This is a genomic window from Streptomyces sp. NPDC093071, from assembly GCF_044754545.1.
GTDB lineage: Bacteria > Actinomycetota > Actinomycetes > Streptomycetales > Streptomycetaceae > Streptomyces.
In genome coordinates this window covers 913,564-926,105 of the sequence record NZ_JBIVPH010000003.1, presented here as the reverse complement: position 1 = coordinate 926,105, position 12,542 = coordinate 913,564, and the positions used below count along the sequence as shown (strand labels likewise).

Here is a 12,542-nt window from a genome sequence, read left to right as displayed (position 1 = left end):
CCGCCCCGGGCCCCGCAGGGCCTACCGGGGGTCCGCTTCGTCCGGCCAGACCCCGATGTGGTCCTGCTCCAGCTCCAGCGCCACCCGGTGCTCCATGCCGAGCGCCTTGGTGTACTCCGCCGGGAGCTGGAGCCGGCCCGCGCGGTCGAGCATCGCGTACTCCCGCGCCACCAGCGACTCCTGGCCCTGGTCGTCGACCTCCGTGCGGCGCAGCACCTCCGAGGAGGTCCGGCCGTCGCGGATGGCGACCGTGCGGCGCACCTCGGAGGCGACCGCCTGGTCGTGGGTGACGATCACGATCGTCGTGCCCAGCTCCTCGTTGGCACGGCGGAAGGCCGCGAAGACCTGCTCGCCGGTGGCCGAGTCCAGCTCGCCCGTCGGCTCGTCGGCCAGGAGCACCGCCGGATCGTTGGCCAGGGCCACCGCGATGGCCACCCGCTGCTGCTGGCCGCCGGAGAGCTGGTGCGGCCGCCGGTCGCGGATCTCCGCGATGCCCAGCATCGCGAGCAGCTCCTCCGCCCGCTCCGTCTTCTGCCGCGCCTTCGACCGGCCCCGCAACTGCATGGGCAGCGCCACGTTCTGGGCGGCCGTCAGATAGGGGAGCAGGTTGCGGGCGGTCTGCTGCCAGACGAAGCCGACGACCTCGCGCCGGTAGCGCAGCCGCGCCTTGCCGTCCATCGCGAGCAGGTCGCACCCCCCGACCCGGGCCGCGCCCGCGGTCGGCACGTCCAGGCCCGCCAGGATGTTCATCAGCGTCGACTTGCCGGAGCCCGACGCGCCGACCAGGGCCATCAGCTCGCCCTCCGCCACGAGGAGGTCGAGGCCCTGGAGCGCCTGGACCTCCACCCCGTCCGTGGTGAAGATGCGGACCAGCCGGTCGCAGGCGATGAGCGCGTCATGACCGTACGAGGGCCGGTCGCGCCGCGCCGTCGCCCGCCGCTCCAGCTCTTCGAGGCTCGTGGACCCCGCCCCGGCCCCGTCCCGGATCCCGGTCTCCGTCATCGTGCGTCTCCTGCCCTGAGTTCCTTGATCGAGCCCCTGCGCCCCGCCCACCAGGCCTGCCCGGCCGCTGCGAGCGCCGTCAGGAGCACGACGGCGAGCGCGGGGACCAGCAGCGACCACGGGTCCGCCCGCAGCGGGGCGCCGTCGAGCCGGGCGAGCCCCGGTGCCGTCGCGAGCGCCAGCCGGAACAGGTCGACGCCCGGCGCCAGCAGCGGCACCGTCGCCCAGCCCGCGAGCGCGCCGCCGAGCGCCGCGAGGACCGCCTGCGGCAGCGCTTCGAGACCGAGCAGCCGCCGCCCCTGCCTCCTGGTCAGGCCCATCGTCCGCAGCCGGGCGAGCAGCGCGTTCCGCTCCGGCGCGCTCTGCGCGAGGGAGAGCAGCACGGCCACCACGGCGTAACCGGCGCCCGCGCCGATCGCGCCCAGGTAGATCCGCTCGGCTCCCGACTGGAGCGGCGAGTCCACGTAGGTGGCCCGCTCCTCGGACCGCAGGGTCACCGTGAAGGCGTTCGACCTCTCCTTCACGGTCTTCCGCAGCGCCGCCCCGTCCACCGGGCCCGTGACGAGCAGGGCGGTGGCCGCCCGGCGGGTGAGGTCGGCGCCGTTGACGAGGAGGAAGTCCTCGCCGGGCAGCGCCGGGGTGGCCGACCGGACGCCGACCACCTCCACCCGGAACGTCCCGGCCGCCGCCACGACCTCCAGCGGCTCGCGGCCGAGCCGCTCGGCCACCGACGGCGAGGCGATCGCGGGCAGCACCCGCCCGGTGTCGGCCACGGCGCCCTCCCCGCCCTTGCCCGTCGGGGCGAGCAGCTCCGCCGGGAACGCGCCGAAGCCGGTCCGCTTCGCCAGGCGGGCGTACGAGGCGGGGTCGACGCCCACCAGCGGCGCGCTCATCGCCCGGGCGGAGGTGCCCTCGTGGGACGGCAGCTCCACTCCGTACTCGATCTGCACCGGCGCCAGGTCCCGCACCCCCGCCGTACCCCGCACGGCCCGGTCGAGGCCCGCCGGCAGCGGGGTCCACTCGACCGAGCCGTCGATCCGGGCGTCCGCGCCGGTCGCCAGGAGCGCGGCCCGGTCGCGGGCGTCGGCGACGCCCGCGAGGACGGAACCGCCGAAGGCCGCCGTGGTCAGGGCGAGGACGAGCGCGAGCAGCGGGAGCGTGCCCGTCGAGGAGGCGCGCCCGGCGCGGGCCAGGGCCAGCGGGCCGACGACCCCGCGCAGCCGGAGGGCCGGGCGGCCCAGCCATCGCAGCGGCAGCGGATAGACCCGTACGAGCACGGTGGCGGCGATCAGGCCGACCAGGACGGGGGCGGCGCTCACCAGGTGGTCGCCGGAGTCGCCCGCGCCGCGCAGCCGCAGCGAGGCGACCGCGCCCACGGCGAGGACGAGCAGGGTGAGTTCGAGGACCGTGCGGCGCCGGGAGGGGCGCGCGGTCAGCAGGTCGTCGCGGCCGCCGTGCAGCCGGGGGCGCCGGTGGAGCACGACCGCCCGCAGCGGCAGGACGAGCATCGCGACCAGGGCGACGGCGGAGGCGGCGAGGAGGGAGGGGACGAGGGGGATTCCGCCGAGCGGACCGGGTCCGCCGGGTCCGTCGCCGGGCGGGCGGACCGTCACGACCGCGAGGCCCAGGGCGAGCGCGGCGGCGGGCACGGCGACCGCCGAGGTCTCGCCGAGCAGCCGCAGGCCGATGCCGGGGAGGGAGGCGCCCCGGGAGCGCAGCAGCGCCAGCTCGGCGTCGCGGCGGGCGGCGAAGAGGCCGCCGGTCATGGCGAGGACGACGGCGGTGATCGCGCCGATCCCGAAGACGGCGACGGCCACGACCGGGCCGATCGCGTCGCGCGTCGAGCGGTACGCGTCGACGATCTCGTCGAGACCGGTGGTGAGGGCGCCGGTGCCGCCCATGGCCCTGCGCAGCTCGACCAGGTCGGGGCCGCCGCCCGCGGAGGCGAGGGCGGCGGAGAGCCGGTCGGTGTCCCGTCCGGTGAGGTGCCCGGACGTCGGCACGAACCGGAAGAAGGCCTCCTGCTCGCCGGCGGTGCCGACCGCCGAGGCCGCCGAGGCGGGGGAGAGGAGCAGGGCCGCCTGCCAGTAGTACTTCACCTCGTCCTCGACCACCGGGGCGAGCGCGGGGGTCCCCAGCAGCGGCTCCACCGCCCAGTAGGCGGTCTCGGGGCCGCGCGGCTCGACGATGCCGGTGACGGTGACCGCCACCCGCTCGCCGCCGCTCCGGCTCGGCACGTGCACGACCGCACCGGGCTTCAGGCGCAGGGACGCGGCGGTCTTCGTGGTCACCACCGCCTCCGGGCGGAGGGAGCCGCCCCCGGCGAGCCGGCCCTGCCGGAGCGTCGCGTGACGGGTCAGGTCGGACGGGGAGGACAGCACGAACTCGGGGGAGAGCCCGTCGGGCCGGGGCAGCCAGGGGTCGAGCCCCTCGACCCGGCTGACCGTGCGGACGCCGTGGACGCTCTGCGCCGGGTCGGTCCGGATCGGGGCGGGCAGCAGGGCCCGCAGCGCCTCGCTCCGCTTCCGGAGGGCCGCGGGGGCCAGGACCTCCTCGTACTGGGCCGGGGTGCCGATGGCCAGTGGCGCGGTCACTTCGAGGACGCTGTCGCGGGGTGCGGCGGACGCGATGTCGTGCCGGAGGCCCTCCGTCTCGTACCGGTCGACGGCGCGCGGCAGCGCCGCCGCGAGGTAGGCGGTGACCAGCACGAGGAGCGCGAGCGACGCGGCGGCCCCGGGCGCGGTCCGCAGCCGGGTCCGCACCCAGGGCGCGACCGTACGGGGGGTCCTGCCGGACGGGACCGGGACCGGGACCGGGTCCGTACGGCCGGCCCGGGCCTGCTCGCCGTGCCCGGCGGAGGACCGGCCGGACCCGGAAGGCTGGTCGGGCCGCGAGGACCGGGACCGGGGCATGTCGGGGGCCTTCCTGCGTGCGTCGGGCGTGTCGGGGGCGTCCCCGTCCGGGGCGACGGGCGTGTCGGGGGCGCCCTCGTCCGGGGCGACGGGCGTCCGGTCCGGGTCGGGGGTTCCGCCTGGGTGAGGGAGGCCGGGTGGCGTCTCGTGCGGGCCGGGGGTTCCGTCGTGGTCCGGGAGGCCGGGTGCCGCCTCGTGCGGGTCGTGCGGCGTCATCAGCTCGCCGCCTGGTGGCGCAGGGTGACGACCGGGTCCGTGCGGCGGAGGGCGATCGTGGCGACGATGGCCAGGGGGAGGGCGGCGACCCCGGCGATCAGCAGGGCGACCTGGCCGAGGGGGAGTTCGACCAGGACCGGGGGGACGGGGCGGGTGGCCCGGCCGGTGAGGACGACGAGCGGGACGACGGCACGGGCCAGGACGGTGCCGAGGCCGATGCCGACCAGCAGGCCGATGCCGATGAGCAGCCCCTGCTCGGCCGCGATCAGCCGGGCGAGCCGCCGCTGCGGCGTGCCGAGGGCCCGCAGCACCCCGAACTCGGCGGACCGTTCCCGCATCGCGCCGGCCGAGCCGACCGCGAAGCCGACGGCGGCGAGCGCGGCGGCGGCCGCGGCCACCGCCATCAGGGCCGCGTTGGGCCCCGCGCCGAGCGGATCGCCGAGGAGATCGGCGGCGATCTCGTCGCGGACGAGGACCTGCGCCGGGTCCGCGTCGGGGCGGGCCCGCAGCGCGGCGGCGACCTCGGCGGTCTTCCCGCGGTCGGTGGTCAGCCACCACTCGGTGGCCGGCACGGACAGGGTCCCGTCGCCGGACCCGGCCAGGTACCGGTTGACGGTCACCAGGTCGAGGAGGACCGCGCCGCCGTCCGCCGGGGCGGTGACGGACGGGCCGGTGGCCGTCGGCGCGACCGGCCCGGTGGTCGGCAGCTCCGCGACGACCCGGTCGACGACGACGGGGACCCGCAGGCCGTCGAGGACGACCTCGACGGTGTCGCCGGGCTCCGCGCCGGCCGCCGCCATGAAGGCCCCGGTGGCCACGGCGGGCAGCCGCTCGGGCGGCTTCGGCGCGGGGGCCGCCATCCGCAGGGCGTACTCCTCCGGCGCCGCGTTCCGGCTGTCGGGGTGGGCCCCGTCGACCCCGAACGAGACGGTGTACGGGGCGGAGCCGTCCGTTCCGGCCGGGCCCGCCGCGCCGCCCGCCGTGCCGCTCCTCTTCCCCCCTTCGCTCTCGGTCTGCTCGATGCCGAACGACCAGCCGGCGAGAACCTTCGCGGGGGAGTGCGTCCGCGTGCCGCCGTCCGTTCCGGTGGCGGTGAGGCGTTCGACGCGGACGGTGCGGATGTGGTGTGACTTCTCCGCGATCTGTCCGTCGACCTCCAGGCCGGTCAGGGTGAGCAGGCCGCCGGAGCCGCGGCCGCCGTCGCCGCCGGGCGCGGCGGTGAGCGCGCCGAGGTCGAGGACCAGCCGGTGGGCGCGGCCGTCGGAGGGCAGCGTGCCCAGGGTCTGCCGGTACGGGACGCCGCTCGGGTCCTCCAGGACGGCCGTGACCCGGGAGGCCCCGCTGTCCTCCGGCGCGGCGGCCCGCAGCTCCACGGCGAGCGTCCGGGTCCCGGCGGGCAGCGCGAGCCCGGGGCGGGGGCCGGCCGCCGGGGCCAGCGGGGCGAGCAGGGACCGGGCCGTGGTCCCGGCGAGGTCGGGGCGCAGCAGCAGGCCGCCCGCGGCGTTGCGGGTGTCCACGGCGAGGACCGTGGCGTTCCGGCCGGACACGTCCAGGGTGGTGCGGTGCACGGGCGCCACGGCCCCGACGCCCGGCACGGCGCCCAGCCGCTCGGTCTGCGTGGGCTCGCCGGGCCCGGGGCTCAGGACGCGGACGTCCGTCCCGGTCCTGAAGTCGGCCTGGTCGCGCTGCGAACGCTCCCATGAGCCGCTCTGCCCGATGGCCAACATGCCCATCGCCACGGCGAGGACGAGCAGCAGGACCGGGCCCGCGCCCCGCAGCGGCCGGCGGCTGAACTGCCAGCCCGCGAGGGCGGCGGAGAGCCCGCGCCCGCCGGCCGCGCGCCGCTCGGCCAGCTTGGCGGCGGGCGGCAGCAGCCGCAGCGTCAGGACGGTCCCGGCGAGCAGGGCCAGGGCGGGCGCGGCGACGAGCACCGGGTCGATCGAGCCCCCGCCGTCCCCGTCCGCGCCGAGGGCGCCGCCGGCGGCGGGCCGCTGGAGCTGCCAGTACGCGACGGCGGCGACGGCGAGCAGCCCGAGGTCCGCCCCGGCCCGCACCGGGCCGGGCAGCGAGGACGAGCGGGCCTTGCGCGGCGAGACGGCCGCGCCGTCCCCGGCGGCGAGCGCGGGCGCCACGACGGCCGCCGCGCAGCACAGCGCCACCACGGCGGCGACCAGCCACACCTGGAGCGAGGCCGAGGTGTCGAGCCGCACCCCGAGCGAGGAGAGCGCGGACCGCTCGGCGAAGAGCCCGGTCAGCGGCCCGGACAGGAGGGGCGCCGCGAGCGCCGCGGGCAGGGCGAGCAGCAGCGCCTCGGCGGCGGCGAGCCCGGCGATCCGGCGCCGCGAGCCGCCGCGCGCCCGCAGCAGGGCCGTCTCGCCGGACCGCTCGGTGCTGAGCAGCCGGGCGACGAGCAGCAGCGCGTACGCGGCGAGCAGCACCAGCTGCACGGCGACGATCAGGAGGGTGGAGCGGGAGACCAGCAGGGCCCGCCCGGTCTGGTCGAGGACGGCCGGGAGCGCGGTGGTCGCCGAGACCGTCGCGCCGAACGCGGCCCGGTTCCCGGCCAGCGACTCGGGACCCCCGGTCGCGGCGGCGCGCAGGGCGTCCATCCGGTCCGTGGTGAGGCCGGAGAAGTCGGCGGTGCCGAGCCAGGCGGTGTCGCCGTGGCTCAGCGCCCCTGAGGCGAGGACGGCCGGGTCGGCGAGCAGCGGCCCGTACGTCGTGAACGCGACCGTCCGTACGCCCCGGCCGCCGAGCGGATCCAGCCGCCAGTACGGGTCAGTGGTGTCCACGGGCCGGTAGACGCCGGTGATCCGGGCCTTCACCCGCTTCTCGGTGAGCCGGTCGGTGAGGTCGAGCACGGTGCCGGGGCCGGCCTTCAGGCGCCGGGCGGCCTCCTCGGGCAGCGCCGTCTCGACCGTGCCGCCGGTCCGGGCGGCCGAGGGCCAGGAGCCGCGCACGAGGGAGAGCCGCGAGCGGTCGAGCGCGGCGAAGTGGGTGAGGTCGGGGTCGTCCTCGCGGGCGGCGTCGGGCCGGAGGCTCCGGGGCAGGGCGTACGCCCCCGAGCTTTCGAGCCGCCGCACGGTCACCGGCAGTCCGTCGAAGGAGGTTCGCATCACGTCGCGGACGGCGGCGTCGGCACCGGCCCGCTTCTCGGGGGGCACCTGGCCGTTCACGAGCAGCGAGGCGGCGGACGCGGACCGGCCGCGCAGGCCCGCCTGGAGCGCGGCGTCCCCGATCGCGCCGGAGAAGGCGGCGAGGGCGGCGAGCACCGAGGTGGTCAGGAGGACGGAGAGCAGCGCGGCGGCGAGCAGCAGTCGGTGCGCCCTGACGCGCAGAAATACGAACCCCGTCACCCGTCCCCCTGGCCACCCTGATCACGGTCCGCGCGTCGAACGCCTTCCGAACGCCCCCGAACCCCTCCGGATGCTTTCAGAGTGCACGCACGGCTGGAAACCGCTTGCGGGCCCACCTTGATGCGATCGTGACCGTTATCCGGTGTTCCGGCTCCGGAATGTGCCCTTCCGTGCGGAGGGGCTGCCCGGAAGCACGCCGGAAGCCGCCCGAACGGACGTGACGCGGGGGCGGGGTCAGCCGGCCGTGTTCACCATCGAGGCGGCGGCGTAGGTGAAGTACCGCCAGAGCTCCGCCTCGTACGCGGGCGCGAGGCCGAGCTCGTCCAGGGCGGTCCGCATGTGGCGGAGCCAGGCGTCGTGGGCGGCCCGGTCCACGGCGAAGGGGGCGTGGCGCATCCGGAGGCGGGGGTGGCCCCGGCGGTCGCTGTAGGTGCGGGGCCCGCCCCAGTACTGGATCAGGAAGAGGGCGAAGCGCTCCTCGGCGGGGCCGAGGTCCTCCTCGGGGTACATCGGGCGCAGCAGCGGATCCTCCGCGACGCCCTCGTAGAAGCGGTGGACGAGACGGCGGAACGTCTCCTCGCCGCCGACCTGCTCGTAGAAGGTCTGCTCCTGTGTGGTGTCCCCGGGAATCTCGCTCACCGCTCCATCGTCTCAGATGCCCCGGCCGAGGACCGGAGGTCTAGGACCCCGGCCCCCGGCTCCCTCGCGGGGTCAGCCCAGGCGGATCGTGATCGTGGTCCAGGCGCCGACGTGCACCCGGTCGCCGTCCTGGAGCTGGACGGGGACGTAGGGCTGGATCGGCTCCTCGCCGCCGTTGATCGTGGTGCCGTTGGTGGAGTTCTGGTCCACCACCGCCCACGAGCCGTCCGGCTGCTGCACCAGGACCGCGTGCTGGTGCGAGACGCCCGGGTCCTCCGGCGGCACCGACAGGTCGATGTCGGGGGACTCGCCGGTGGAGTGCCGGCGGCGGCCGATGGAGATCTGGTTGCCCTGGAGCGGCAGGTGCTTGTCCGGGGAGTACGCGGGCAGGTTCAGGCCCGTGGCCTCCGGGCCGCTGCGCTGCATCATCGCCATGAAGTACTCGCGGTCCGGACCGACGACCGCGCTCCAGCTCCGGGGTGCCTGCGGCGGCTGGAACTGCTGCGGGGGCGGCTGGGGGGCCTGGTGCTGCTGCGGGGGCGGCGGGCCCTGGTGCTGCTGTTGCGGCGGGGGCCCCTGGTGCGCGGGAGGCTGGGGCGGCCCCTGGTGCTGCGGGGGCGCCTGCGGCGGCCGGGCCTGCTGCGGAGGTGCCTGCGGCGGCTGGTGCTGCGACGGCGGCGGCAGGAGCCAGTCGTCGTCCGCGCGCGGCTGCGGCGGCGCGGGCGGCGGCGGGGCCTGGGCGGGCGCCTGGCGGTACGAGGGGGGCTCCGGCTGCTGGTGCTGCGGGGGCTGCGGCGCCTGGGGGTGCTGCGGCGGGGCCTGGTGGTGGGTGGGCTCGGCGCCCAGCGGCTCCGCCGGCCGGTTCACCTGCGAGGGCCGCGAGCCCTGGTAGCCGAACGGGTCCGGCTGCTGCGGGGCTCCCGGCGGCGGGGTCTGGAAGCCCGGCGGCAGGTTCAGGCCGGGCGGGGGTCCGGGCTGGCGCGGCGGGAGGTTGGAGGGGGCCACCGGCGTGTACGAGGTCGCCGTGTTCGTGAGGAAGTTCCAGCGGCACTCCTCGCAGAACGGCGCCATGTGCTCGCGCGGCGTACGGCACTGCGGGCACAGCTCCGCCTGGGCCGTGGCGTTCGGATCGCCACCGGGACCGAAGCCGCCGGGAGCGGCGGGGGCGCCGGGGCCGGCCGGGGCACCTGGGCCGCCCGGACCGCCGTACCCACCGGGACGGTCGAAAGCACCGGGCCCGTTGGGGCCGCCGTGAGCACCGGGTCCGTCGAAAGCACCGGGTCCGTTCGGGCCGCCCTGGCCGCCGGGACGGTCGAAAGCACCGGGTCCGTTGGGACCGCCCTGGCCGCCGGGACCGTCGAAAGCACCGGGTCCGTTCGGACCGCCGTGAGCACCGGGTCCGTCGAAAGCGCCCGGCCCGTTGGGGCCGCCGTGGCCACCCGGGCCGCCGGGCCCGCCCGGCGGAGGACCCGCCGGAGGCTGACCGGGACCACCGGGACCACCGGGGCCGCCCGGCCCGCCGGGGCCGGGGTATCCGTACGCGGGGGGCGGCGGCGGGGGAGGCGGCGGTACGGCACCCGTCGGCGCACCCGCCCCGGCCATGCGATGGCCGCAGACCTCGCACCAGTCGTCGGAGACCGACTGGTGTCCGTTCGGGCAGGTCGGCATGTCGGTGCTTCCCCCTCTCGTCGTCCGGCCCGCTGGCCGGGCTACCTCTTGACGCGAACGGTCTTCGTGGAGCGGGTCTCGAGTGTCATCTCGTCCGCTTCGGCGACCTTCGCCTTCAAACGCACAGTACCCGCCACCGCGTCGACCACGTCGACCACCTTCGAAAGCAGTTTCGCCGTATCCGCGTTGCCGGAGGCCGCCGCGAGCTGCACGGCACGCCCCAGTTTGGCCGTCGCGCCGTCGTGATCGCCCGATTTGCGGGCATCCAGGCCCGCCTGGATGGCGTCCGCCAGCTCGGCCTGGCCCGTGTAGTGCGCCACCTGGGGGTTGATCGACGTCGACATCGCCAGGTCGTCCGTCCACACCGCCCGTACCAGCCCTTGAGACAGCGGGCGCGCGTCGCCGCCCGCCGGGTCCGGGGCGATCAGGGAGACCCGGGCGGCGAGCATCTCCTGGCCGACCGCCGCCCGGGGCACCCGCACGCTCACGTGGTAGTCGCGGGACTCGTCGCCCCACGAGCCCGTCGGGTAGTCCCCAGCGCGCGGCCCCGCCTCCGTGCGCCGCCCGGTGAGGTCCTCGACCGTCGGCGCCACCTGCTTCACGAACGCGATCTCCACCCCGACCGGGGTCCACAGCCGCAGTGCGACGTCGGCCACGCCCTTGCCCATCGCCTGCTCCATCATCGCCGTGAAGTCGGCCGCGAGACCGGCCGGATCGGCGACGATGTCGGCGGTGCCCAGGAGCGCCGAGGCGATCCCGGTGACCTCCTTCACCTCCCAGTCGGTGCCGACCCCGCGCGCGTCGCAGGTGAAGCGGCCCGCGCAGGCGTCGAGCGCGGCCCGCAGCTCCTCGGCGGACTCGTGCTCGTTGCGCCCGTCGGTGAGCAGGATGCCGTGCCGGATGGCGAGGTCGGCGGAGGAGAGCAGCCGGTCCGCGAGCCGCAGCCAGGTGCCGATCGCGGTGCCGCCGCCCGCCGAGAGCCGGCGCAGCGCCTCCTTGGCCTCGCCCCGGGTGCGGGCGTCGGCGACGGCCAGCCGCCCGTTCCCCGGGTAGACCTCCTTGGCCACGTGCGTCCCGGCGACGACCGCGAAGGAGGTGCCGTCGCGCAGGGTGTCGACGGCGGCGGCGGTCGCCTCCCGCGCCCCGCGCATCTTGGCGGCGGGGTAGTCCATCGAGCCGGAGCAGTCGACCATGATCACGACGCCGGCCGCGCCGGGGACGGCCGCGATCCCGGTCGCGCCGCTGGTGCCGCCGCCGGTCGAGGTGACCGTGACGATCGCGCTGACGTCCCTGCCGCCCTCCGGCAGGAACTCGTTCTGGTACACGTCCACCGAGAACTGGGGCACGGTCGACTTGGAGAAGTTCGCCATCTGTTCGGCTCCTCGGACAACGGCGGTGGGGTGGCGGGACGGGACCGGCGGCCGCTCAGGCGGGTCCCGCCCCCTGGGGAGGTACGGCGAACGGGACGAGCGCGACCGTGACGTTGTCGTGGCCGCCGCCGTCCAGGGCGTGCCCGACCAGGACCCGGGCGCCGTGCAGCGGACGCTCCGCCGCGTCGGGCGGGACGACCCGGGCCATGTCCTCGGGGCCCTCCGCGTAGTTCCACAGGCCGTCCGTGCAGACCACGACCACGCCGGAGCGGTCCGGCTTGAACGCGACCGTGTGCGGGTCCAGTTCGTACGCGTCGGCGCCGAGCCAGCCGGTGATCGCGTGGGCGCGCTCGTCCGCGTACGCCTCGGCCTCGTTCATCAGGCCCGCCGCGACCATCTGCGCGGCCCACGAGTCGTCCTCGGTGAGCCGGGCGGCCGGGGCGGCGCGGTCGTCGGGCACCCAGTAGGCGCGGCTGTCGCCGACCCAGCCCACGACGAGCAGGCCGTCCGCGACGACGGAGCCGACGATGGTGCACGCGGGCGCGTTGCGGTGGGGCTCGCCGTCCGCCGCCTTCTCCGCCAGGGAGTTGACGGCCTCGGAGGCGGCGACGATCGCCTCGTGCATGGCCTGCTGCGGGTGCGTGCCCCGGGGCAGCGCGGCGAGCAGCGCCGCCCCGGCCGCCTCGGCGGCGGCGGCGGAGGCCTCGTCGGGGCGGGTCGCCGAGGAGACGCCGTCGCAGACGACGGCGACGGTGGCGGGGGAGCCGTCCGGCAGGGTGGTCGCGGAGACGGCGAACGCGTCCTCGTTGCGGTGGTGGCGCAGCCCCCGGTCGCTGACGGCGGCCAGGCCGCCGAGCTCCCGCTCCATGTGGTCGCGCTCGCGGGGCTGCGCGTGCCCGCAGTTCTCGCAGTACCCGTCGGTGTCGACCCGACCGGCCCGGCAGGCCACGCAGAGCCCGTCGGCGCGCTCCGCCTCCGGGACCGCCCCGGTGGCCCGCGCCGCCGGTGCCGGTACGGGGGCCGGTGCCGGGTCGTCGACCCGTACGGCGGCCCGGGGGTCGGGCGCGGCCAGCTCGAAGTCCCCGCCGGGGGCGGGGTCCGGGGCCGCCGGCAGGTCGTGCCCGCCGGAGTCGGTGCCCGGGAGGTCGCCGGGGTGCTGGGTCATGGTCGAGAGCGAGCCGGGCTCGCGGGGCGGGGCGTCCGGCCAGTTCACCGGGGTGCCGATCGCCACGGTCGGGCGGTCGGGACCGGTCTCGGCGGCCGGGACGGCCGACAGGTCGTAGCCGCACGCCCCGCAGAACCGGTCACCCGACTCCAGCGGCTCCGCGCAGCCCGGGCAGGCGGCGAGTCCGTGCGACGGCTTCGGCTTCTGGGACATC

The 12,542-nt window shown here is 77.3% G+C and carries 7 protein-coding genes; all 7 read right to left on the bottom strand.

The window, feature by feature from the left end; genetic code table 11:
- Nucleotides 1–21: 21 nt before the first annotated feature.
- Nucleotides 22–1,002 (bottom strand): ABC transporter ATP-binding protein, encoded by a 981-nt coding sequence (locus tag ACIQD7_RS15475; RefSeq protein ID WP_402441981.1) that lies wholly within the window; start codon nucleotides 1,000–1,002, stop codon nucleotides 22–24.
- Nucleotides 999–4,130: an FtsX-like permease family protein gene (locus ACIQD7_RS15470; RefSeq protein WP_402441979.1), complete on the bottom strand. Its 3,132-nt coding sequence runs from the start codon at nucleotides 4,128–4,130 to the stop codon at nucleotides 999–1,001. Before ACIQD7_RS15470 ends, ACIQD7_RS15475 begins: the two co-directional genes overlap by 4 nt.
- Nucleotides 4,130–7,486, bottom strand: a complete 3,357-nt coding sequence (locus ACIQD7_RS15465) for an FtsX-like permease family protein (protein ID WP_402441978.1) — start codon at nucleotides 7,484–7,486, stop codon at nucleotides 4,130–4,132. The genes ACIQD7_RS15470 and ACIQD7_RS15465 overlap by 1 nt, the downstream gene beginning before the upstream one ends.
- A gap of 234 nt (nucleotides 7,487–7,720) precedes the next feature.
- Nucleotides 7,721–8,125, bottom strand: a complete 405-nt coding sequence (locus ACIQD7_RS15460; protein ID WP_383402335.1) for a globin — start codon at nucleotides 8,123–8,125, stop codon at nucleotides 7,721–7,723.
- A 72-nt stretch (nucleotides 8,126–8,197) separates the two neighbouring features.
- Complete coding sequence (locus ACIQD7_RS15455; RefSeq protein WP_402441976.1) at nucleotides 8,198–9,793, bottom strand: FHA domain-containing protein; 1,596 nt, start codon at nucleotides 9,791–9,793, stop codon at nucleotides 8,198–8,200.
- A 41-nt stretch (nucleotides 9,794–9,834) separates the two neighbouring features.
- The gene (locus ACIQD7_RS15450) at nucleotides 9,835–11,163 is read right to left on the bottom strand and encodes a VWA domain-containing protein (protein WP_402441975.1); all 1,329 of its coding nucleotides are present in this window, start codon (nucleotides 11,161–11,163) and stop codon (nucleotides 9,835–9,837) included.
- Nucleotides 11,164–11,218: 55 nt separating this feature from the next.
- The gene (locus tag ACIQD7_RS15445) at nucleotides 11,219–12,541 is read right to left on the bottom strand and encodes a PP2C family serine/threonine-protein phosphatase (protein WP_402441973.1); all 1,323 of its coding nucleotides are present in this window, start codon (nucleotides 12,539–12,541) and stop codon (nucleotides 11,219–11,221) included.
- Nucleotide 12,542: the final 1 nt, after the last annotated feature.